The following is a 20719-nucleotide window of genomic DNA, read 5'->3' as shown; positions in this document are numbered from 1 at the left end:
GCGGTGAGGGCGGCACGGGGGCCACGCGCGGCGGGAACGGGGTCGGCTGGCAGCCGGCCAACTGATGGCCGGCGACGGCATCGCGCCGAGCCCCGGAAACTCGAACGGGCCGCCCCCTGGGAACGGCCCGCGAGATCAAAGGAGATGGTCCGGTTAGGGATGGAAATCATCCGGTCCCAGGCAGGGTGCATCGACCCTTGGGGCTGCCCTCAGGCGATGCCCCCCCTGACTGTCCCGACTCCGTTCTCCAACATCACTCTCGACACTGGACCACCTCCTTTCAATGGGTTGATAGTAAGGCAGAGGGTGCCATAGCGCCGAAGCAAGTCAATCAGTTTTCGACCGGCCGGGACAAGATTTTGCGGACCAGCCCGTTGTAGGGCACAAGCGCCAGCACGGCGAGCGCCATCTTCACCCCCCAGTCGGCCGCCGCCAGCGACTGCCACAGCGGCAGCGCCGGGCCGTGGCCCAGCAGCGGCACCAGCTCGTTGGCCCAGCCGGTGTTGGCGTCGGCGGGCAGGGCGGCCGCGAAGGCGATCGAGAAGAACAGCGCCGTGTCGATGGCCGAGCCGATGAGCGAGGACAGGAACGGCGCCTGCCACCAGCTGCGGAAGCGCAGCCGGTCGAACACCGACACGTCCACGAGCTGCGCGACGAGGAACGCCGTCCCCGAGCCGATGGCGATCCGAAGCGTGGTCTTGTCGAACCCCGCCGCGATTAGCGAACTCGCCACGCCCACGGCGAAGCCGGCCAGCACGACCCGGCGGGCGTCGCGCACGCCGTGGATGCGGTTGGTCAGGTCGGTGACGAGGAAGGCGCTGGGATAGGTCAGCGCCCCCCATGTCAGCCAGTCGCCCAGCATGAACTGCACGAGGATGTTCGAGGCCAGCACGGTGGCCGCCATCGCCAGAATGGCGGGCATGAGACGCGGCATGGGATTTATCCGTTTTACAAGGTAGCGGAAGAACTCGGCCCCGCACGGCGGGACGGGCCGCGCTTAGCGGCGCGGGCCGGGTGCGTCAAGGCGGGGCCGGCCGCCCTGCACGGGGCAGGGCTAGTCCGCGGGGGCCGCGAAGGACAGCGGCGGTGCCGGGGCGGTCGCCGTCGCGGGGGTGTCCGCGGCGGGGGCGCCGGGACGCTCGCGGACCCGGAACTCGACCAGCTGGGTCTGCTGCACGAACAGGAAGTTGTCGTCCGAGATCATGGTGACGCGGATGCCCTGGCCGTCGGCCCAGACCGCGATCCCTTCGAGGTTGTCATATTGCAGCGGGATCGATTCGAGCAGCAGCTCGGGCGGGCCCAGCCGGTCCTCGGACAGCGCGAAACGCCGGACGCGGCTGGAAAACCCCAGCACGCCGCGGAAGTCGCGTTCGAGGACGTAGAGCTTGCCGTCCGGGCCGACGTCGGCCCCGACCGGCGCCCAGCGGGGGTCGCGGGGCAGGCGGTAGGGGGTGGACCACGCGCCGTTGCGGAACCGCCAGACGGGGAAGCTCGACCCGTCGCCCTGATCCTCCTCGCGCCAGTCTTCGGGCATGGTCAGCAGGTCGCCCGAGGGCGTCACGGCCAGCGCCTCGAGCCCGGCGTTGCGCTTGAGCGCGCGGAAGGCCGGGGCACGGGGCACGACCACCGCCGGCTGGTCGGGGTCGTCGAAGCGGGCGATGCGGTCCAGCCCCTCGAAGCTGACGAAGATGCGGCCCTCGGCGTCGATGGCCAGCCCCTCGGCGTCGCCGAGATAGCCGGGCTTGAGCTTGCGGCCGCGGCTGTCCTGCAGCCGGGCGCTGCCGGCGGTGGTCAGCCGGACGATGCGGCCCTGGCCGTCGCGGTCGATGCTGCCCCAGCGCAGCGTGCCGCGATCCGACAGCGCCCAGTAGCGGCTGCCGTCGTCGCTGAGCTCGAGGCCCGAGAAGCCGCCGAAATCCTCGTCACCGTTGCGCCAGACGAAGGCGCCCAGCGGTTCGACGATGGGGGCTTCGGCCGCGGGCGCGGCCGCCGCGGCGATCCCGGCACCGGCGGGCGGCAGCGCCGGCCCGCCCGCCAGCCACGCCAGTCCCGCCGCCGCCGCGATCAGCGTGCGACGAGGGCGCGGCATCCGGGCGGCATCTCGCTCAGCCTGAAACTGCGCGGATGGCGGTATTCGGGGTCAGGCGGCGGGGCGGGCGGCGGGTTGATGCGGTTGGCGATCCACTGCTGCGCCTCTGCGCAGCCGTCCCCGGGCGGCGGCGGGTCCTGGTCCTGGCAGCCGGCATTGGTGCAGGCCAGCCGGACGTGGAAGTGGTAGTCGTGATTGTTGATGGGCCGGATCTTGCGCAGATAGGCGCGGTTGCCGCGCTCGGCCTGGCACATCGCCACCTTGGCGACCGGATCGACGAAGATCCGTGCCACCCGGCGGTCAGAGGCGGCCGCGCGCAGCAGCGCATGGTGGCTCGCCGACCACAGCGGGCTCGGCCTGATCCCGCCCTTGGCCACCACCGACTGCGACGAGATCGACTCGCGCTCGGCCGGGCTGAGCCGCAGCGAGCGCGGCGGCAGCATCCAGATGTCGGCGTCAAGCCCGATCTGGTGGCTCGCGTGGCCCGAGACCATCGGCCCGCCCAGCGGCTGGCTCATGTCGCCGATGTAGAGGCCGGCCCAGCCGAAGCGGGTGGCCTGCCGCGACAGGTCCATCAGGAACTGGACGAGCTGCGGGTTGCCCCAGTTGCGGTTGCGCGACAGGCGCATGGCCTGCCACGTCGGGCCGGTCTCGGGCAGCTGGATGTTGCCCGAGGCGCAGCCGCGCGAATAGCCGCCGATGGCCGCGGGCGCCCCGCCGTTCGAGGTGCGGAAGGCCCCGAACACGTCCTTGGCGAGCGGGTCGGCGGCGGCCGCCGGGCTGGCCGGCAGGGTGGCCAGCGCCAGCAGCGCGGCGGCGGCGAGATGTCTGATCTTGCCCATCACGGACCGGGGTCTCCCTCTGGTTCGACCCAGACTAGCAGGACGAGCGCCAGAAGGAACATCACGATCAGCGGCGATATGCCGATCCGCTGGCTGCCGGTCGCGGTGGTCACGGTCGCGATCAGGAACGGGGCGAGAAACGAGGTGGCCTTGCCCGACAGCGCGTAGAGCCCGAAGGCCTCGGTGGCGCGGTCGGGGGTGGTGTGGCGCACCATCATGGTGCGACTCGCGGCCTGCATCATCCCGCCGGCGCCGCCGATCGCCACGCCGCAGGCAAAGAACACCGCGTCGGGCAGGCGCGAGTCGGGGGCGAGGGCAAGGCCCATGAGCTGCGCGCGGCTCATGCCGACGACGATCGCGCAGACGAGGATCAGCGCGAGGATGCAGCCGATGATGACCGGCTTCGGCCCCCAGCGTCGGTCGGCCCGCCCGCCGATCCACGAGATCACCGCCGCCGACACCGCGCTGACCACGCCGAAGATCCCCGACCAGATCACCGGCCAGCCGAGCACCGTCCCGGCATAGACCCCGCCGAAGCCGTAGAGCGCGTTCAAGGCGTCGCGCGAGAACATCGAGGACAGCAGCCACGCGGCCAGCGACCGGCGCTGCCGCAGGCTGGCGATCAGCCGCCCGAGGTCGCGCATCGCCACGCCGAGCCGCAGCGGGCGACCCGCGCCGGCGGGCTCGCGCACCCAGAGGAAGAAGGGGACCATGAACACCGCATACCAGATCGCGGTGAACGGCCCGACGAAGCGCGTGCCCTCGCGCAGCGCGGGGTCGAGCCCCAGCGCCGGCGGCTCGCCGATCAGCGTCAGCCCGGTCGTGGCGCTTTCGGCAAAGAGCGCCAGCATCACGATCAGCGACACCACGCCCCCGGCATAGCCGAAGGCGAAGCCCGAGCCCGAGACGCGCCCCATGTCCTCGCGGCTGGTCAGCGTGGGCATCAGGGCGTTGGTGAAGATGGTCGTGAACTCCATCCCGATCAGGCCGATGCCGAAGAACATCAGCGCCGGGACCAGCATCCCGCCATCCGGGGCGAGCACCCACAGCCCGGCCGCGCCCACGACGTAGAAGCCGGAGAAGAGCCAGATCCACGGCATCCGACGCCCGGTTGTGTCGGCGACCGCGCCGAGGATCGGCGCCAGCACCGCGATCACCACCCCGGCCAGCGACAGCGCCCAGCCCCACATCGCCTGCGCCTGCGCGCCGGCGGCGGCCGGGGCGACCCCCTCGGCGACCAGCCGGTGCTGGGCGACCTCGGCGAAGTAGATCGAGAAGATGAAGGTCAGAAGCAGCGTCGCATAGGGCTGGCTCGCCCAGTCGAAGAACCACCATCCCCAGATGCGCTTGCGGTTCATGGCGGCTCCCTGCTGGCCAGTCGGGCGCATCAAGACCGAAACCCGCGGGGCTGGCAAGCGCTGCCCGAACCCCCCGGCGGGGGCGCGGGCGGGCGGCGGGGTCATGGGTGTTCAGGCCAGACAGAAGTCCGGGGCCGGGCGTCTTTCCGGCTCAAATGCCCCGTCGCCGCGGCAGGGTCAGGCGGCGCGCGGGGGCAGCGCGGTTCAGGCGGGCAGGTCGTCGGTGCGGCGCTCGAGCGTCTCGGGCAGGACCGGGGGCCAGGGGCGCTGGGCGTCGGCGGCGATCCAGGCGTGGACCCAATCGGGCAGGGCCGGGCTTTCGCCGTGATAGCCGAGCGCGGCCATGAACTCGGCGGGCGTCACGATGCCCTTGCGGCCGCTGCCGACGATGGCCACGCGCAACAGCATGTGGTTGGCGCACTCGCCCTCGATCCACATCGACTGGTCCATGTAGAGGAAGCGCCCGTCCCAGCCCAGCGTGCGGCTGACCTGGGTGAAGCGGTGGAACAGCTTGATCCGCTTGCGATAGCGGACGCTGTTGCCGGCGACGGTGAAGCCCCAGCCGTTCTCGCGCATCGCCTGGACGATCCCCAGCCGGATCGCCATCGGGATGCGCCCGAGGTCATAGAGCGTCAGCGTCCGGCCGTTGTTCAGCTCCCACCACGGGTCGAGGTCCCAGGGCCAGACCCGGTGGGTCGAGACATGGGCGCCCATCGGCGGCAGGCGGGGGGCACGGCGGGCGGCCATGACTTCGCGGGCGAAACGGATCAGCGGATACATGGCGGCTCCCTGGGCGGCACCCCTCGGTTGACCCTGGGGCTAGCGGCGGGGGCAGGGGGCGTCAACCCGGACGCCGCGGCAGGGCGCGGGCGGGGTGGACGGGGGCGGGGGTGCTGGCGCGGGCACGGGCGGGGTGGACGCGCGCGCGGCAGGGGCGCGGGCGCGGTCACGGGCGCGGGCACGGGCGCCGCGCGGGTTGCGTGCGGGGGCGGCATGGCCTAGCTGATGGGCCACGCCCGCCCCCAAGCTGACCCGCCCCACCGATGAGGCCCCCGCGATGACCACGCTGTTCCAGGCGCTGATGCTGATCCTCGACGTGATGTGGTTCATCATGATCGCCCACATCATCATGTCGTGGCTGATCAACTTCCAGGTCCTGAACCTGCGCCAGCCGCTCGTCGCGCAGGTCTGGGACGGGCTGAACCGGCTGCTCGAGCCGATCTATCGCCCGATCCGCAGCGTCATCCCCGACCTCGGCGGGCTCGACCTCGCGCCACTGGTGGTGTTCATCGGCATCATCATCCTGCAACGGGCGCTGGTGAACAACGCCGGGTTCTTCCTCGGCTACTGATGCCCGCCGACCTGCTGCGCGAGGTCTGGGGCTTCGACGGATTCCGCCCCGGCCAGCAGGAGATCGTCGAGGCGGTGGCCGCAGGACGCGACGTCTTGGCGATCATGCCCACGGGCGGTGGAAAGTCGCTCTGCTACCAGCTTCCGGCGCTGATGCGCGAGGGCGTGACCGTGGTCATCTCGCCCCTCATCGCGCTGATGCGCGACCAGGTGCGCAGCCTGCGCGAGGCGGGGGTGGCGGCCGGCGCGCTGACCTCGGGCAACACCGAGGCCGAGACGGACGCCGTATTCGCCGGCCTGCGCGAGGGGGCGCTGAAGATCCTCTACATGGCGCCCGAGCGGCTCGCATCGGGGGCGACGGTGCCGATGCTGCGCCGCGCCGGCGTCACCGCCATCGCCGTGGACGAGGCGCATTGCGTCAGCCAGTGGGGCCACGACTTCCGCCCCGATTACCTGCGCGTGGGCGAGTTGCGGCAGGCGCTGGGGGTGCCGCTCGCCGCGTTCACCGCCACCGCGGATGCCGAGACCCAGGGCGAGATCGTCGCCCGGCTGTTCGGGGGTGCTGTGCCGCAGGTGTTCCTGCGCGGCTTCGACCGGCCGAACATCCACCTCGCCTTCCAGCCCAAGGACGGCCCGCGCCGGCAGATCATGGACTTCGCCGCCGCCCGCCGCGGGCAGTCGGGCATCGTCTACTGCGCCACCCGCGCCAAGACCGAGACGCTCGAGGCGGCGCTGAATGCCGCCGGCATCCCCGCCATCGCCTATCACGGCGGGATGGAGGCCGACGCCCGCCGCGCCGCCGAAACGCGGTTCCAGCGCGAGGACGGGCTGGTGGTCGCGGCCACGGTCGCCTTTGGCATGGGGATCGACAAACCCGACATCCGCTGGGTCGCGCACGCCGACCTGCCCAAGTCGATCGAGGCCTATTACCAGGAAATCGGCCGCGCCGGCCGCGACGGGGTCCCGGCCGAGGCCCTGACGCTGTTCGGCCCCGAGGACATCCGCCTGCGCCGCAGCCAGATCGACGAGGGGCTGGCCCCCGCCGACCGGAAAGAGGCCGACCACGCGCGGCTGAACGCCCTCCTCGGGCTAGCCGAGGCGAGCCGCTGCCGGCGGCAGGTTCTGCTGGGGTATTTCGGCGAGGACGCGGGCCCCTGCGGCAACTGCGACATCTGCGACAGCCCGCCTGAGGTCTGGGACGCCACCCAGCCGGTGCGGATGGCGCTGTCCGCGGTGCTTCGGACCGGTGAGAGCTTCGGCCAGGGCCACATCATCGATGTGCTGACCGGGACCGCCACAGACAAGGTGACCGCGCGCGGCCACGACCATCTGCCGACCTTCGGCGTCGGGCGCGAGATCGCCAAGCCCCAGTGGCAGGCGATCCTGCGCCAGATGCTCGGCCGCGACCTGATCCGCCCCGACCCCGAGCGGCATGGCGGGTTGCGGATCACCGCCGCCGCCCACCCGGTGCTGCGCGGCGAGGAGACCGTCACCTTGCGCCGCGACCTCGTGACCCGCGCCCGGCAGAACCCCGAGGTGCGCGCCCAGGTCAGCGAAGAGGACGCGCCGCTGCTCTCGGCGCTCAAGGCCAAGCGGCGGGCGCTGGCCGAGGCGCAGCGGGTGCCGGCCTATGTGATCTTCCCCGACCGCACGCTGATCGAGATGGCCGAGCGGCGGCCCGCGACGCTGGACGAGATGGCGCGCGTGGGGGGCGTCGGGGCGAAGAAGCTGGAAAGCTACGGCGCGGCTTTCCTTGAGGTCATCGCGGGCGAGGCGCCCGAGCCCATGCACCCGGCGCGCCGGGCGCTGGCCGGGCGCGGGGCGGGGGCGCTCTACGACCGGCTCGAGGCGGCGGCGCGGGATCTGGCGCGGGGTGTGGACGGGACGGAAAAGCCGCTCTCGCTCAGCGCGGGCGTGCTGCGGCGGATCGCGCTCGACCGGCCCGCGGACCTCGGGCGCTATCTCGACGCGGCCCGGATGGACCGCTTCGGCGCCGCCTTCGCAGCCGAGATCGCCGCCGACGGTGAGGCGGGTGCGGGGGGGGCGGGCGACTAGCCCTCGGGCGCGGTCCCGCCCAGCATCGCGGTCAGCTCGCCCGCCGCCTGCGCCACCCGCGCCCCCAGCGCCTCGAGCCGGTCGGGCGTCAGTCGTCCGGCCGCGCCCGAGATCGAGATCGCGCAGGCGGCCTCGCCCTGGGGCGACCAGACCACGGCGGCAAGGCAGCGCATCCCCATGTTGAACTCTTCATCGTCCAGCGCCCAGCCGCGGGCGCGGGTGCGGGCGATGTCCTCCATCGCCGCCTCGGGCGAGCGCAGGCTTTTCGAGGTGAGCGGCGGCAGCCCGGCGCGCGAGGCGAGCGCCAGCACGTCCTCGTCCCGCCAGGTGGCGAGGATCGCCTTGCCCATCGCCGAGGAAAACACCGGCACCCGGCGCCCGGGGGGCGAAAGGGCGCGGCGGATCTCGCGGCTTTCCACCTGGCTGACGGTGACGAGCTGGTCGTCGTCGAGGATGCCGAGGTTCGCCGTCTCGCGCGTGGCGTCGCGCAGGCGGCGCAGAAGCGGCAGGGCCGGGGCGACGAAGCTGAGGCGGCGGCCATAGGCCATGCCGGTGGAAAAGGCGTCGCGGCCGACGTGCCAGGCCGAGCCCGTCGGCTCGAACTGCGCGAAGCCCTGCTGTTCCAGCGTGGTCAGCAGCCGGTGCGCGGTCGAGACGGGCAGCCCCGCCGCCCGCGCGAGGTCCGAAAGCCGGGCGCCGCCCTCGCCCTGCGCCATCAGCCGCATCAGCGACAGCGCCCGCACCACCGACTGCACCCCGTCCTTCTCGGCCATGATCCCCCTCGCTCGCTTTGCCGGATCATGGAAAAAAATCCGCGCCCTGTCACGATGCCCCGTGGCCCGGATTATGACGGCGCGAACCGATCGGAGGACCAGATGACCGAGTATGTCGCACGCGCCGGATTGCAGGTGGCCGCCCCGCTGGCCGCGCTGGTCGAGGACGAGGTCCTGACCGGCGGCGTCTCGCCCGCGGCGTTCTGGGACGGCTATGCCGCGATCCTGCGCGACCTCGGGCCCGAGAACCGGGCGCTGTTGGACCGGCGCGAGGCGTTGCAGGGCCAGATCGACGACTGGCACCGCGCCCGGCGCGGCCAGCCGCACGACGCGGCCGCCTATGAGGCGTTCCTGCGCGAGATCGGCTATCTGGTCCCGCCGCCCGCACCCTTCACCGTGGGCACCGCGAACGTGGACCCCGAGCTGGCGCAGGTCGCCGGGCCGCAGCTCGTGGTGCCGGTGTCGAACGCGCGCTTTGCGCTCAACGCGGCCAATGCGCGCTGGGGGTCGCTCTATGATGCGCTCTACGGCACCGACGCCATTCCGGGGCAGGCGGCGCCGGGCGGCTATGACGCCGCCCGCGGGGCGCAGGTGATCGCCTGGGCACGCGGCCATCTGGACGCGGTGGCGCCGCTCGACGGGGCGTCCTGGGCGGACGTGACCGCGCTTTCGCCCGCGGACGGGGCGCTGCGCGTCACCGCCGGGGGGCGCGAGACGGGACTGGCCGATCCCGCCCAGTTCGCCGGGACCGCGGGCGAGGATGTGCTGCTGCGCGTCAACGGCCTGCTGCTGCGGATCCGGGTGGACCGCGGCTCGCCCATCGGCCGGGACGATCCGGCGGGGATCGCCGACGTGATGCTGGAAAGCGCGCTGACCGCCATCCAGGACTGCGAGGACAGCGTCGCCGCCGTCGATCCCGAGGACAAGGTCGCCGTCTATCGCAACTGGCTGGGGCTGATGACGGGGACGCTCGAAGAGAGCTTCTCCAAGAACGGCCGTGAGATGACCCGGCGGCTGAACCCCGACGTGACCTACACCGACCCCGCCGGGCGCGAGGTCACCCACCCCGGCCGCGCGGTCCTGCTGGTGCGCAACGTGGGCCACCTGATGACCACCGACGCGGTGCTCCTCGACGGGCAGGAAACGCCCGAGGGGATCATGGACGCGATGGTGACGGTCGCCGCCGCGATGCACGACCTGGGCGAGGGCGGCGGGCGCAACTCGCGTACCGGCTCGGTCTATGTGGTCAAGCCGAAGATGCACGGGCCGGAGGAGGTGGGCTTCGCCGACCGCCTCTATGCCCGGGTCGAGGATGTGCTGGGCCTGCCCCGCAACACCGTCAAGCTGGGGGTGATGGACGAGGAGCGCCGGACCTCGGCCAACCTCGCGGCCTGTCTGGCGGCGGTGAAGGACCGGGTGGTGTTCATCAACACCGGCTTCCTCGACCGCACCGGCGACGAGATCCACACCAGCATGGAGGCCGGGCCCGTCGTCCCGAAGGAGCAGATGAAGGACGCGGCGTGGCTTTCGGCCTATGAGGCGGGGAACGTCGATACCGGGCTTGCGGTCGGACTGGCGGGCACGGGCCAGATCGGCAAGGGGATGTGGGCGCGGCCCGACGACATGGCGGCGATGCTCGAGGCCAAGGGCGCCCATCCCAAGGCGGGCGCGAACACCGCCTGGGTGCCCTCGCCCACCGCCGCGACGCTGCACGCGACGCATTACCACCGGACCTCGGTCCCGGCGGTGCAGGCGCAGCTGCGCGACCGCGAACCGGCGAGCCTGTCTGCGCTGCTGACCCCGCCGCTGCTGGCCGGGCGCAACCTCTCCGAGGCCGAGATCGCGCATGAGATCGACAACTCGTGCCAGTCGATCCTCGGCTATGTGGTGCGCTGGGTCTATCAGGGCGTCGGCTGTTCGAAGGTGCCCGACATCAACGACGTGGCGCTGATGGAGGATCGGGCGACGCTGCGGATCTCGTCCCAGCATCTGGCGAACTGGCTGAAGCACGGGATCATCACCGAGGCGCAGGTCGAGGATGCGATGGCCCGGATGGCGGTCAAGGTGGACGCCCAGAACACGGGCGACCCGGCCTATCGGCCGATGGCGCCGGCGTTGGACGGCCCGGCCTTCAACGCCGCGCGCGACCTTGTGCTGCAGGGGGCCGCGCAGCCCTCGGGCTATACCGAGCCGCTGCTGCACGCCGCCCGCCGCGCCGCGAAGGCGGGGTAAGGGGCAGCCCGCGTTACTCGCGCGTGGCCGGCGGGGTCATGAGCCATTAACAAGGCCGAGGCCGCTTCTTTCTGGCCCCAACACCCCTTTTAACCGCCGCGCCGCCGCGCCCGCCTCAGAGCAACCACTCGATCGGCAGCCGCCCCAGCAGCCACAGCGTCCCGCGCTGGATCGCGTTGGTGCCGGGCTCGGTCCGGTGGATCGTCTCGGCGTCCTCGACCGCCGGCTCGTGCCAGACGATCCGCCCGCTCGCGTCGCGGCGGGGGCCGTAGGAGAGCCACGGCAGCACCTCGTCCATGCCGCGGCTCACCTCGGCCGCGAGGCGCGGGCTTTCGATCAGCACCCCCATCTCGGTGTTCAGCATCACCGAGCGCGGGTCGAAGTTGAACGAGCCGATGAACACCCGCTCGTCGTCGATGGATACGGTCTTGGAATGAAGGCTGGCGCGGGTCGAGATGCCGCGGACCCGCGGCTCGCGCGGGGCGGCGGGGGTGGCGCGCAGCTCGTAGAGCTCGATCCCGCCGTCAAGCAACGCGGGGCGGTATTTCACATAGGCCGAGTGGACCACGACCACATCCGTCGCCTCTTGCGAGTTGGTCAGGATGCGGACCCGCCGCCCCTCTCCCGCCAGCCGGATCAGCCGTTCGGTGAACCAGCGGCCGGGGACGAAATAGGCCGAGACGATGTCCACGGTGCGGTCCGGCTCGGCGATCAGCCGCATGAGACGCGCGAACATCAGGTCGCGGTTGCGCACCCGCCCCAGCCCCTTGGCCGGGTCGTCGCTGATGAGCTGCACCGGCACCCATTCGAGCGGCAGCGACCCGTCGATCATCTGCGTGACCAGCGACCGCGTCACCACCGACTGCCTATAGGCGGCGGCCGATTCGTCGGCGAGCGCCGCGTCGAGGGCCGCGGCGGTCGGTGCCTCGGGCGGCGGGGCGGGAAGGATCATCTCGGCCGGATAGGACGAGTGGCTGGCCCAGTAGCGGTCGAACTCCTCCCCCGCGTCGGCGGCCACCCGGCCGACCGCGATCACGTCGGTGTCGAGGTAATGCGGCCCGGCGCCGTAGGCGAAGTAGATGTCGCCGATATTGCGCCCGCCCAGGATGGTCACCGCCCCGTCCGCGATCAGCGCCTTGTTGTGCATCCGCCGGTTCAGCCGCACGAAGTCGAAGGCGTAGCCGAGCGCCTTCGGCCGCCGCAGGATGAAAGGGTTGAAGAGCCGCACCTCGACGGTCGGCAGCGCGTTCAGCGCCGCGAGGTCGGGGTCGAGGCCGCTGATGCCGTTGTCGTCGAGCAGCAGCCGCACCCGCACCCCGCGCGCCGCGGCCTTCCAGATCTCTTCCAGCAGGATCAGCCCGGTCAGGTCGCGCTGCCAGATGTAGTATTGCAGGTCGAGCGTCTCTTCCGCGCCCCGGATCAGCGCGATCCGGGCGCCGAAGGCGTCCACGCCGTCGTTCAGCGCCACGACGCCGCTGGCGTGGTCACGCCCCTCGGCCTGCGCGAGCGTCGCGCGGCCCATCGTGGTGCGGTCCGACAGGGGGATCGCCGCCGAGATGCTGCGCCCGGCCAGCGACGGCGGCCGATAGATCAGGCGCAGCAGCAGAAGCGCGGCCGGGATCAGCAGCAGGACGGCCAGCAGCAGCGTCATCGCGGTCCCCGGTCAGCGGCGCCGCGCCCGTCGGGCGGCGGCCTCCGCGTACGCTCAGCCAAGCGCCTTGGCGATCTCGGCGCCCGAGGCGCTGGTCAGGGTCTTCGCGACCTCGCGCACCAGCTTCTGCTCGAGCGTCTTGTGGTAGTGGCGGCGCATCTGCCCCAGCGTCGAGGGGTCCGCGACGACGGCCAGCGCCTCGACCTTGTTCTGAAGCACCATCGTGTTCAGCCGCTCGGTGAGCTGCTTGGCAAAGGTCGCCTCGTCCTCTTCGCGCGGGGTGGTCTCGGGGGGGCGGTTCCCCTGGCTCTCGTCCTGCAGGTGCTTGGGGGTGATGCGCTCCTGCTCGGTCAGCTCGACGCCCTGCTTGGCGGTGTTGCGGAACAGCACGGCCTGATGGCCATCGGCGACAACGACGAGGGTGTTGTGGGGAAGCATGAGCGTGGCCTTTCAGACGGATGACGTCACCGCAACGCCGGCTCTGGCCGCGGGTTCCTGTCCGCCGGGGGAGGGGCCGCGGCACCCCGGGGGCCCGCGGCGCGCCCGCCTCAGGTCGCGTCTCAGGTCAGGCTGCCGCAGAAGCCGCGGATGCGGGCGATCGCCTCGGTGAGTTGCGCATCGGCGGCGGCATAGCTGATGCGGAAATGCGGACTCAGGCCGAAGGCTGCGCCGAACACCACCGCGACCCCGGTGGCGTGCAGCAGCTCCATCGCGAAGCGTTCGTCGTCGGTGATCTCGGCGCCCGTGGGGGTGCGCCGGCCGATCAGCCCGGCGATCGAGGGGTAGACGTAGAACGCCCCCTCGGGGGTCGGGCAGTCGATCCCCGCGCACTGGTTCAGCCCCGACACCACGAGGTCGCGGCGGCGCTGGAACACCGCCCGGCTTTCGGCGATGTAGTCCTGCGGCCCGGTCAGCGCGGCGAGCGCCGCATACTGGCTGACCGAGCAGGGGTTCGAGGTCGATTGCGACTGGATCGTGCCCATCGCCCGGATCAGCTCGGCCGGGCCGCCGGCATAGCCGATCCGCCAGCCGGTCATCGCATAGGCCTTGCTGACTCCGTTCACGGTCAGCGTCCGCGCCTTGAGCCGCGGCTCGACCTGGGCCGGGGTCACGAAGCGGAAGTCGTCGAAGACGAGGTGCTCGTAGATGTCGTCGGCCAGCACCCAGACATGGGGGTGGCGCATCAGCACGTCGGTCAACTCGCGCAGGTGCGCCTCGGCATAGCCCGCCCCGGTCGGGTTCGAGGGCGAGTTGAGGATCACCCACTTGGTCCGCGGCGTGATCGCCGCCTCAAGCTGCGCCGCGGTGATGCGGTAACCCGCCTCGAGCCCCGCGGTGATGACGACCGGCGTGCCGCCGGCGAGCTCCACCATGTCGGGGTAGCTGACCCAGTAGGGCGCCGGGACGATCACCTCGTCGCCCGGGTTCAGCGTCGCCATCAGCGCGTTGTAGAGCACCTGCTTGCCGCCGGTGCCGACGGTGATCTCGGCCGGCGCATAGTCCAGCCCGTTGTCGCGGGCGAACTTGTCGGCGATGGCGCGCTTGAGCTCGGGGATGCCGTCCACGGCGGTATAACGGGTGCGGCCGGCGTCGATGGCGGCCTTGGCGGCCTCGCGGATATGGGCGGGGGTGTCGAAGTCCGGCTCTCCGGCGGACAGGCTGATGATGTCGCGCCCTTCGGCCGCCAGCTCGCGGGCGAGGTTGGTCATGGCGATCGTGGGCGACGGTTTGACGCGGGCCAGCGTCCGGGACAGAAAGCTCATCTTCACGCCTTTCGGGAGGGGATGGCCCCGTGATAGGCGCGCCCCCGGGGCGCCGCAAGGACGCGGGCGCCCCGGCAAGCCAGGGGGACCGGCGATGGACGATCACGAGGCGCGGCTGCGGCGGCTCAGGATGCGCAGCTGGCGGCGCGGCACCCGCGAGATGGACCTGATCCTCGGGCCCTTCGCGGATGCGCGGCTGCAGGGGATGGACGCAGCGACGCTCGACCGGCTCGAGGCGCTGCTCGAGGAAAACGACCAGGACCTCTACCCCTGGGTCACGGCGCGGATGCGCGGCGAGGCGGCGGGGCCCGCGGCGCTCGGCCCGCTGCTGGACGAGATCGCGGCCCACGCGGCGGGGCGGCTGCGGGAAATGCGCGGCGCTTAACCGAATCTTGGAAGTTTTGGTCCAGCTTCGGCCCAGAGGACGCTGGAGCGGATGCCAAGATGACCCGATTTGCCACGCTGCGACAGACCGACACCGCCGCGCCGTTCGCCGCGCTCGGCCCCCGCCTTGCCGCGCCCGAGGCGGCGGCCCCCGACCGGCTCGGCGTCTATCTCGAGACGCTGCAGATCCTCGACCGGCTGCATCGGCTGATGCTCGACCTGGTCAAGGACGAGTTCGAGCGGCTGGGCCAGACCGACCTGACCCCGGTGCAGGCGCTGCTCATCTACAACCTGGGCGACGCCGAGGTCTCGGCGGGCGAGCTGCGCTCGCGCGGGATGTATCAGGGGTCGAACGTCAGCTATAACCTCAAGAAGCTGGTGCAGATGGGCTATGTCCACCACCAGCGCAGCGATATGGACCGCCGCTCGGTCCGGGTGCGGCTGACTCCGCAGGGCGAGGCGGTGCGCGGCATGATCTACCGGATGTTCGCCCGCCACGCGGCGGGGCTGGCCGCCTCGGGGGTGCTGGACGACCCGCCGCTCGAGCAGGTGAACCCGCAGTTGCGCCGGGTCGAGCGGTTCTGGTCCGAGCAGATCCGGTACATCTACTGAGCGGGCTTTTTCTGAGCGGGCTTTACCGGTCCAGCCCGCGGAGCCGGTCGAGCACCGGCCCGGTCAGGCGGAAATGCCCGGTTCGCGGGTAACGGTCGAGCGCATCCTCCTCACGCGTGCCGCGGCCGATGTTGTGGATCACCAGCGGCTGGCCGTTGGGGCGGGTGCGGTCGCTGACGAGCATCACGTGCGGCAGGTTGCCGGGCAGCAGGACGGTGACGATGTCGCCGGGCTGCGGCGCGTCCGAGACGCGGGCGCCGAGGTGATCGAAGAGGGCGATCAGGTTCGGCACCCGGCGATGGTCGATGTTGCGGTCGGGGCGGCGCAGGCCCCAGGTCTGCGGATAGTCGGCGAACCGCGCCGTCATGTCCCGGTGCACGGCCCGTTGCAGGTCCAGCGCCGCGGCGTCCCGCAGGGCGCGGATCAGCACGTCGGTGCAGACCCCCCGGTCGCGGGCCACGTCACCGCCCGGAAACGCCAGCGCCGCATAGGCAGGATCGTAGCGGGTGGTCACGCCGATCTGGCGGCGCGCGGCGCCGACCAGGGCGGCGGCGCTGCTTTCGACCGCCGGCGCGAGGCCGGGGCGGGGCAGGGGGTCGGCCAGCGCCACCGCGGCACCCAGCGCCGCGGCGGCCAGGATCAGGCGCGCGATCACCAGTGGCCGGTGTTGCCCATGCTCGCCCACGGCTCTTGCGGGGGCAGGCGCTCGCCGGCCTGCAGCAGCTCGACCGAGATGTTGTCGGGGCTGCGCACGAACGCCATGTGCCCGTCCCGCGGCGGCCGGTTGATGGTCACGCCGTTGTCTATCAGGTGCTGGCACATCGCGTAGATGTCCTCGACCTCATAGGCGAGGTGCCCGAAGTGGCGGCTGTCCGAGGGCAGCCCCTCGTCGCCGTCCCAGTTGTAGGTCAGCTCGACCGGGGCCGCCTCGTCGCCCTCGGCGGCCATGAACACCAGCGAGAATCGCCCCTGCTCGTTGTCGATCCGCCGGATCTCGCGCAGGCCCAGCAGCGCGAAGAATCGCCGCGTGGCATCCAGGTCCCGGACCCGGACCATGGTGTGCAGATACTTGACCTTCATGCCCGTCCTCTCGGCTGACGCCCCGCGGGGCCCTCGCCCCATGCTGCCACGCCCGCCGCCCGCAGGCCAGACCACCGCGCCCCCCGTGGCCCGCGCCGCCACCCGACGCAATCGCTTGTGGCACCCCGCCCGTTGCCCCACAATGTGTGGGAGTTTTCCAGCCCGAGTCGCCCGATGCCCCTGACCCCCGAACAGCAAGCCGAGATCAACGAGGCCCGCGCCACCCCGCGCCCCACCCTGCGCGCCGTGAGCGAAGGGATGGAGGCGCGGCTGCACCACGCCATCCCGGTGCTCGACCACGGGCTGATCCGGGTCATCGACTACATGGGCGACGATGCGGCCATCGTGCAGGCGGCCCGCGTCAGCTACGGCCGCGGCACCAAGGCGGTCTCGAACGACGAGGGGCTGATCCGCTACCTGATGCGGCACTGGCACTCGACCCCGTTCGAGATGTGCGAGGTCAAGCTGCACGTCAAATTGCCGGTCTTCGTCGCCCGCCAGTGGATCCGCCACCGCACCGCCAACGTGAACGAATACTCGGCCCGCTACTCGATCCTTGACCGCGAGTTCTACATCCCCGCCCCCGAACAGCTCGCCGCGCAGTCCACGGTGAACAACCAGGGCCGCGGCGCCGCGCTCGAGGGTGAGGAGGCGCAGCGCGTGCTCGACATCCTGCGCGCCGATTCGACCCGCGCCTATGACCATTACGAGGCGATGATGGCGCCCACGCAGGCCGACGGCACCCCGCAGCAGGGGCTGGCGCGGGAACTGGCGCGGATGAACCTGCCGGCCAACGTCTACACCCAGTGGTACTGGAAGACCGACCTGCACAATCTGTTCCACTTCCTGCGCCTGCGCGCCGACCCGCACGCGCAATACGAGATCCGCGTCTACGCCGAGGCGATGTGCCAGATCGTCCGCGACTGGGTCCCGCTCGCCTACGCCGCCTTCGAGGACTACCGCCTGGGCGGCGCGGTGCTCTCGGCGAAGGGGGTGGAGGTCTTGAAGCGGCGTCTGGCGGGGGAGGCGGTGACGCAGGAGAGCTCCGGCATGAGCAAGGGCGAGTGGCGGGAGTTTGAGGGGGTGTGGGGGTGAGCGAAGAGAGGCCACCTTCTAGTCAGCACTGGGGTCTTCTCCAGGCGATAGTTGGAGTATCTCTAACTGCTTTTGCTTACCTCATCGCGTACTGGTGGGAGCGGGGTTATCTGCGAAGCTTTGGGATTTCTGAGGCATTCATCAATCTTACGCTCGGGCGAGTCCTCACCGCAAACGCATATGTTGTTTCTGTTATCGCTGGGTTATGGGCTGGATTATGGATGCTCCCGACTTGGATGGCGCAAGGGATCGCATTTATATTATGGAGATTTTTTCCAGCCGCTGCCTCGATTCTAGTGGGGTTGTATTTTGCTAACGGTGGGTGGGGCTTCTGGTTTTCTTATTTCTTTTTAGCTGTTGGAATTGGCATTGTTCTTCATGAACTGTTTGAGGTGTATCAGGGCGTCGTAACCCAAGAAGGGTGGGTGGCTCGGTCCTTAAGAAAGAGAAGAGAGCAGGCAGCATTCGACGCCTCAGTGTTGCATGACGCTCTGTCGTCAAGGTTCGCCGGGCGTGAAATTAGTCTTATTTTGCTGTTCTTATACTTTTGTTATGCTATTTCGGGTATGTTGGGCGGATGGCGTGCCTTCAATCAGAGCGATTATGTTACAGTCAAAATCGAGGGCGCACAGTTCGCGATAGTCGCTCCATCTGCCGAGGGTTACGTCGCTGTTGGCTTTCACGATAGCCAAGTCGGCGAGGGTTATAAGGCTGCAAGCGGCGCAATCGCTATTGTTTTGGGCCGGCAACTTGAAGACGCGCGAGTTCAAAAATTCCGACTTCGGAGAAACTAATTTGCGAGTGGGATAAGGACGACCTTCGAGTCAGGTAGTTGCCATTCTCTAGCGTACTCGCCGCCCCCCCACCCCCTCCACCCAAGCCCTGACCACCGCCACCGCCTCCGGCTCGTCCAGCCACGGGATATGCCCCCGCCTCGGCACCTTCCCGTAGATCATGTCCGGCCGGCGGCGGCGCATCTCGGTCACCGCGTCCTCGCCCAGAAGGTCCGATCCCGCGCCGTGGATCAGCGCCAGCGGCAGGCCGTCCATCGCGTCGAAGAGGGGCCAGGCGGTCGCTGTAGGGTCCTTCATCGCCGCGAGGAAGCTCTCGCGCAGCGCCGGGTCATAGGTCAGCGCCACCCCGTCGTCGGTCTGGCGATAGAGCCGCGCGGCCTCCTCGGCCCAGCGGCCCTCGGGCACCGGGCCAAAGCCTTTGAGCGTCTCGGGCAGCCGCGCGGCCACCTCGGCCAGCGTGCGGGCGTTGGGGCGGCGGCCGACATAGGCCGTGATCGCCTCGAGCCCCTCGACCCTGAGCTGCGGGCCGACGTCGTTCAGGCACACGCCGAGCAGCCGGTCCTTGGCCACCGCCGCGAGATACATGGCGATCAGCCCGCCGCGCGAGGTGCCGAACACCGCCGCCCGCGCAATCCCGAGGTGGTCGAGCAGGGCGAGCGCGTCGGCCCCCTCTTGCGGGACGGTGTAGGTGGCGGCGCCGGTCCAGTCCGAGGCGCCGCGGCCGCGGTAGTCCATGCGGATCATCCGGCAGTCGGCGAGCGCCGGGGCCAGGTAGTCGAAATCGTCCATGCCGCGGGTCAGCCCGGCGAGGCACAGCACCGGCAGCCCCTCGCCCTCGTCCCGATAGGCGAGCCGCGCTCCGTCCTTCGCCGTCATGAACTCGACACCCATCGCCCCGCCCCTCTGTCTGGTCCCGATACCCCGCGGGGGTCCGGGGGCGCGAAGCCCCCAGGTCGCGGCCCGCGGCCCGCGCGGCAACTCTCGGCAATCCGCGCCGCGGCCGCAAGCGCCGCCGGAAAGGGCCGGCAAAGCATTTGTTGCAGTTCCGCCGCGCGTCCAACAAGCTGACCCGAACCGCAGACTCAGGGGAGGGAGGAACCCATGTCGTTCATCAACCGCAGGCTCATCGCCGCCTGCGTGGTCGCCGCCGCCGCGCTGGGCGCGTCGCTGCCGGCGACCGCGCAAGAGCTGGGCGACCTGACCATCACCGCGCCGGCGGGCGCGGGCGGCGGCTGGGATTCGCTGGCCCGCAACCTGCAAGAGACGATGATGAAGACCGGCACCGCGAAGAACGTGCAGGTCGTGAACGTCCCCGGCGCCGGCGGCACCGTCGGGCTGGCGCAGTTCAGCCAGTCCGCCAAGGGCGCGGCCGACCAGCTGCTCGTCGGCGGGCTGGTGATGGTGGGGGCGATCATCACCAACAAGTCGCCGGTGAACCTGACCAACGTGACGCCGATCGCGCGGCTGACCTCGGACCCGATGGTGGTCGTGGTGCCGAAGGACAGCCCGATCCAGTCGCTCGCCGACCTGACCGCCAAGATCAAGTCGGACGTCGGCGGCACGGTCTGGGCCGGCGGCTCGGCGGGCGGGGCGGACCACATCCTCGCCGGGCTGATCACCCAGGCGGCGGGCGGCGACCCGGCCAAGGTCAACTATGTCGCCTATTCGGGCGGCGGCGAGGCGCTGGCCGCGCTGCTCGGCGGGCAGGTCACGGCGGGGATCTCGGGCTACGGCGAGTTCCAGGGCCAGATCGAGTCGGGCGACCTGCGCGCGCTCGCCATCTCGTACCCCGAGCCGGTCGAGGGCATCGCGGCCCAGCCCCTCAAGGCGCAGGGGGTCGATGTCGAGATGGAGAACTGGCGCGGCGTCTTCGCCGGCCCCGACCTCGCCGACGCCGACCGGCAGGCGCTGTCGGCGGCGGTCGAAAAGACCGTCAAGTCGCCCGAATGGGCCGAGGTGCTCAAGGCCCGCGGCTGGACCGACGCCTATCAGGGGCCGGACGAGTTCAAGGCCTTCGTCGAGGCCGAGAACACCCGCATCACCGAGGTGCTCAAGGCCATCGGCCTCGCCCAGTAGGGCGGCGCGACAGCACGGCGCGGGCGGGGCCGACCCGCCCGCCGCCACGGCAGGGCGCCAAGGGTTGAAGCGCGGCGGGGAAAGGATCGCGGGATGGGATTTGGCCAGCAGACCGGGCTGCACCGTCCGACGGCGCTGATCGGGGTCGGGCTGATCGCGCTGGCCACGCTGACGTGGTTCGACGCGCGCGGGATGACGATGGCCGCGAACTACGGGGTCGGCGCCGATGCGGCGTCCTATTTCGTCGCGCTGGTGCTGCTCGTCCTCGGCGCCGGGCACCTGCTCGCGGCGATGCGCCCGGGGATCGAGGCGGAGGAGGCCGACTGGGGCGCCGTCGCCTGGATCCTGCTGGCGCTCACGGGGCTGATCGGCTCGATCTGGGCCGGGCTCGGCTTCATCCTCGGCTCGACGCTGCTCTTTGCGCTGACCGCGCGGGCCTTTGGCCGGCGGGCGCTGATCGCCGACCTGCTGATCGGCGCAGTGCTCGCCACGCTGATCTTCCTGCTCTTCAACAAGCTGCTGCGGCTGGCGCTGCCGGCCGGGCCGCTCGAACGGCTGTTCTGAG

21 protein-coding genes are annotated in these 20719 nt (G+C 71.1%); 9 read left to right on the top strand and 12 right to left on the bottom strand.

Annotated features, from left to right (window positions below; genetic code table 11):
* Nucleotides 1–331: 331 nt before the first annotated feature.
* The 5 genes from BLW17_RS04870 to BLW17_RS04850 all read right to left on the bottom strand — a co-directional run bounded on the left by BLW17_RS04870 (nt 332) and on the right by BLW17_RS04850 (nt 5069).
* The gene (locus BLW17_RS04870) at nt 332–934 is read right to left on the bottom strand and encodes a VUT family protein (protein ID WP_036732275.1); all 603 of its coding nucleotides are present in this window, start codon (nt 932–934) and stop codon (nt 332–334) included.
* A gap of 120 nt (nt 935–1054) precedes the next feature.
* Nucleotides 1055–2089, bottom strand: a complete 1035-nt coding sequence (locus BLW17_RS04865; protein WP_081969090.1) for an esterase-like activity of phytase family protein — start codon at nt 2087–2089, stop codon at nt 1055–1057.
* Entirely contained in the window at nt 2065–2931 is an 867-nt protein-coding gene (gene mepA, locus BLW17_RS04860) for a penicillin-insensitive murein endopeptidase (RefSeq protein ID WP_036732276.1), read from the bottom strand. The genes BLW17_RS04865 and mepA overlap by 25 nt, the downstream gene beginning before the upstream one ends.
* Nucleotides 2931–4289, bottom strand: a complete 1359-nt coding sequence (locus BLW17_RS04855; RefSeq protein ID WP_036732278.1) for an MFS transporter — start codon at nt 4287–4289, stop codon at nt 2931–2933. The genes mepA and BLW17_RS04855 overlap by 1 nt, the downstream gene beginning before the upstream one ends.
* Before the next feature lie 204 nt (nt 4290–4493).
* Entirely contained in the window at nt 4494–5069 is a 576-nt protein-coding gene (locus tag BLW17_RS04850) for an acyl-CoA thioesterase (protein ID WP_036712721.1), read from the bottom strand.
* Between the two features lie 277 nt (nt 5070–5346).
* Between BLW17_RS04850 and BLW17_RS04845 the strand changes: the two genes are divergently transcribed.
* Both BLW17_RS04845 and recQ read left to right on the top strand, forming a co-directional pair.
* Entirely contained in the window at nt 5347–5640 is a 294-nt protein-coding gene (locus tag BLW17_RS04845) for a YggT family protein (RefSeq protein WP_036704211.1), read from the top strand.
* Nucleotides 5640–7694, top strand: coding sequence for a DNA helicase RecQ (gene recQ / locus BLW17_RS04840; RefSeq protein ID WP_036735315.1), 2055 nt, complete (start codon nt 5640–5642; stop codon nt 7692–7694). Before BLW17_RS04845 ends, recQ begins: the two co-directional genes overlap by 1 nt.
* Here the strand turns inward: recQ and BLW17_RS04835 are convergent.
* Nucleotides 7691–8467 (bottom strand): IclR family transcriptional regulator, encoded by a 777-nt coding sequence (locus BLW17_RS04835; protein WP_036711761.1) that lies wholly within the window; start codon nt 8465–8467, stop codon nt 7691–7693. The genes recQ and BLW17_RS04835 overlap by 4 nt on opposite strands.
* A 102-nt stretch (nt 8468–8569) precedes the next feature.
* Here BLW17_RS04835 and BLW17_RS04830 point away from each other — a divergent pair, with 102 nt between their 5' ends.
* Nucleotides 8570–10699 (top strand): malate synthase G, encoded by a 2130-nt coding sequence (locus BLW17_RS04830; RefSeq protein ID WP_036735312.1) that lies wholly within the window; start codon nt 8570–8572, stop codon nt 10697–10699.
* A 115-nt stretch (nt 10700–10814) separates the two neighbouring features.
* Here the strand turns inward: BLW17_RS04830 and BLW17_RS04825 are convergent, their stop codons facing one another.
* The 3 genes from BLW17_RS04825 to BLW17_RS04815 all read right to left on the bottom strand — a co-directional run bounded on the left by BLW17_RS04825 (nt 10815) and on the right by BLW17_RS04815 (nt 14113).
* Nucleotides 10815–12350, bottom strand: coding sequence for a phospholipase D-like domain-containing protein (locus BLW17_RS04825; RefSeq protein WP_036735309.1), 1536 nt, complete (start codon nt 12348–12350; stop codon nt 10815–10817).
* 54 nt (nt 12351–12404) lie between these two features.
* A complete protein-coding gene (locus BLW17_RS04820) occupies nt 12405–12788 on the bottom strand; it encodes a host attachment family protein (RefSeq protein ID WP_036711766.1) in 384 nt (127 codons plus the stop codon).
* A gap of 122 nt (nt 12789–12910) precedes the next feature.
* On the bottom strand, nt 12911–14113 hold the full coding sequence (locus tag BLW17_RS04815; RefSeq protein WP_036735306.1) for a pyridoxal phosphate-dependent aminotransferase: 1203 nt from the start codon (nt 14111–14113) through the stop codon (nt 12911–12913).
* Between the two features lie 94 nt (nt 14114–14207).
* Here BLW17_RS04815 and BLW17_RS04810 point away from each other — a divergent pair, with 94 nt between their 5' ends.
* Both BLW17_RS04810 and BLW17_RS04805 read left to right on the top strand, forming a co-directional pair.
* Nucleotides 14208–14498, top strand: a complete 291-nt coding sequence (locus BLW17_RS04810; RefSeq protein ID WP_036711770.1) for an FAD assembly factor SdhE — start codon at nt 14208–14210, stop codon at nt 14496–14498.
* Nucleotides 14499–14557: 59 nt separating this feature from the next.
* Complete coding sequence (locus tag BLW17_RS04805; protein ID WP_052171982.1) at nt 14558–15109, top strand: MarR family winged helix-turn-helix transcriptional regulator; 552 nt, start codon at nt 14558–14560, stop codon at nt 15107–15109.
* A gap of 22 nt (nt 15110–15131) precedes the next feature.
* Here BLW17_RS04805 and BLW17_RS04800 read toward each other — a convergent pair whose 3' ends face one another.
* Both BLW17_RS04800 and BLW17_RS04795 read right to left on the bottom strand, forming a co-directional pair.
* On the bottom strand, nt 15132–15764 hold the full coding sequence (locus BLW17_RS04800; RefSeq protein WP_074826149.1) for a DUF1287 domain-containing protein: 633 nt from the start codon (nt 15762–15764) through the stop codon (nt 15132–15134).
* Complete coding sequence (locus BLW17_RS04795; RefSeq protein WP_036711771.1) at nt 15761–16189, bottom strand: VOC family protein; 429 nt, start codon at nt 16187–16189, stop codon at nt 15761–15763. Before BLW17_RS04795 ends, BLW17_RS04800 begins: the two co-directional genes overlap by 4 nt.
* A 174-nt stretch (nt 16190–16363) precedes the next feature.
* On the opposite strand from BLW17_RS04795, the gene thyX reads away from it, so the two are divergent.
* Together thyX and BLW17_RS17675 are read left to right on the top strand one after the other, a co-directional pair.
* Complete coding sequence (gene thyX, locus BLW17_RS04790) at nt 16364–17284, top strand: FAD-dependent thymidylate synthase (RefSeq protein ID WP_036735304.1); 921 nt, start codon at nt 16364–16366, stop codon at nt 17282–17284.
* Nucleotides 17281–18078, top strand: coding sequence for a hypothetical protein (locus tag BLW17_RS17675; RefSeq protein WP_139305908.1), 798 nt, complete (start codon nt 17281–17283; stop codon nt 18076–18078). Before thyX ends, BLW17_RS17675 begins: the two co-directional genes overlap by 4 nt.
* 48 nt (nt 18079–18126) lie before the next feature.
* On the opposite strand, the gene BLW17_RS04785 is transcribed toward BLW17_RS17675, so the two are convergent.
* Complete coding sequence (locus tag BLW17_RS04785; protein WP_074826145.1) at nt 18127–18969, bottom strand: alpha/beta fold hydrolase; 843 nt, start codon at nt 18967–18969, stop codon at nt 18127–18129.
* Nucleotides 18970–19179: 210 nt separating this feature from the next.
* Here BLW17_RS04785 and BLW17_RS04780 point away from each other — a divergent pair, with 210 nt between their 5' ends.
* Both BLW17_RS04780 and BLW17_RS04775 read left to right on the top strand, forming a co-directional pair.
* Nucleotides 19180–20154, top strand: coding sequence for a Bug family tripartite tricarboxylate transporter substrate binding protein (locus BLW17_RS04780; RefSeq protein ID WP_036704588.1), 975 nt, complete (start codon nt 19180–19182; stop codon nt 20152–20154).
* A 93-nt stretch (nt 20155–20247) separates the two neighbouring features.
* Complete coding sequence (locus tag BLW17_RS04775; RefSeq protein WP_036735458.1) at nt 20248–20718, top strand: tripartite tricarboxylate transporter TctB family protein; 471 nt, start codon at nt 20248–20250, stop codon at nt 20716–20718.
* The last annotated feature ends 1 nt before the right edge of the window (nt 20719 follow it).

Origin of the sequence: Paracoccus sanguinis, assembly GCF_900106665.1 — a bacterium.
Classification (GTDB): Bacteria; Pseudomonadota; Alphaproteobacteria; order Rhodobacterales; family Rhodobacteraceae; genus Paracoccus; species Paracoccus panacisoli.
Note: the sequence above shows the minus strand (reverse complement) of the source record. Positions and strands in the feature narration are given on the sequence as shown.

Excerpts from the sequence above, each read along its gene's own strand:
- mepA (WP_036732276.1), bottom strand. The coding sequence starts at position 2,931 with ATGGGCAAGATCAGACATCTCGCCGCCGCCGCGCTGCTGGCGCTGGCC.
- BLW17_RS04815 (WP_036735306.1), bottom strand. The coding sequence starts at position 14,113 with ATGAGCTTTCTGTCCCGGACGCTGGCCCGCGTCAAACCGTCGCCCACG.
- BLW17_RS04795 (WP_036711771.1), bottom strand. The coding sequence starts at position 16,189 with ATGAAGGTCAAGTATCTGCACACCATGGTCCGGGTCCGGGACCTGGAT.
- thyX (WP_036735304.1), top strand. The coding sequence starts at position 16,364 with ATGCCCCTGACCCCCGAACAGCAAGCCGAGATCAACGAGGCCCGCGCC.
- BLW17_RS04870 (WP_036732275.1), bottom strand. The coding sequence starts at position 934 with ATGCCGCGTCTCATGCCCGCCATTCTGGCGATGGCGGCCACCGTGCTG.
- BLW17_RS04865 (WP_081969090.1), bottom strand. The coding sequence starts at position 2,089 with ATGCCGCGCCCTCGTCGCACGCTGATCGCGGCGGCGGCGGGACTGGCG.
- BLW17_RS04805 (WP_052171982.1), top strand. The coding sequence starts at position 14,558 with ATGACCCGATTTGCCACGCTGCGACAGACCGACACCGCCGCGCCGTTC.
- BLW17_RS04785 (WP_074826145.1), bottom strand. The coding sequence starts at position 18,969 with ATGGGTGTCGAGTTCATGACGGCGAAGGACGGAGCGCGGCTCGCCTAT.
- BLW17_RS04810 (WP_036711770.1), top strand. The coding sequence starts at position 14,208 with ATGGACGATCACGAGGCGCGGCTGCGGCGGCTCAGGATGCGCAGCTGG.
- BLW17_RS04855 (WP_036732278.1), bottom strand. The coding sequence starts at position 4,289 with ATGAACCGCAAGCGCATCTGGGGATGGTGGTTCTTCGACTGGGCGAGC.
- BLW17_RS04825 (WP_036735309.1), bottom strand. The coding sequence starts at position 12,350 with ATGACGCTGCTGCTGGCCGTCCTGCTGCTGATCCCGGCCGCGCTTCTG.
- BLW17_RS04780 (WP_036704588.1), top strand. The coding sequence starts at position 19,180 with ATGTCGTTCATCAACCGCAGGCTCATCGCCGCCTGCGTGGTCGCCGCC.
- BLW17_RS04845 (WP_036704211.1), top strand. The coding sequence starts at position 5,347 with ATGACCACGCTGTTCCAGGCGCTGATGCTGATCCTCGACGTGATGTGG.
- BLW17_RS04835 (WP_036711761.1), bottom strand. The coding sequence starts at position 8,467 with ATGGCCGAGAAGGACGGGGTGCAGTCGGTGGTGCGGGCGCTGTCGCTG.
- BLW17_RS04775 (WP_036735458.1), top strand. The coding sequence starts at position 20,248 with ATGGGATTTGGCCAGCAGACCGGGCTGCACCGTCCGACGGCGCTGATC.
- BLW17_RS04850 (WP_036712721.1), bottom strand. The coding sequence starts at position 5,069 with ATGTATCCGCTGATCCGTTTCGCCCGCGAAGTCATGGCCGCCCGCCGT.
- BLW17_RS04830 (WP_036735312.1), top strand. The coding sequence starts at position 8,570 with ATGACCGAGTATGTCGCACGCGCCGGATTGCAGGTGGCCGCCCCGCTG.
- recQ (WP_036735315.1), top strand. The coding sequence starts at position 5,640 with ATGCCCGCCGACCTGCTGCGCGAGGTCTGGGGCTTCGACGGATTCCGC.
- BLW17_RS04820 (WP_036711766.1), bottom strand. The coding sequence starts at position 12,788 with ATGCTTCCCCACAACACCCTCGTCGTTGTCGCCGATGGCCATCAGGCC.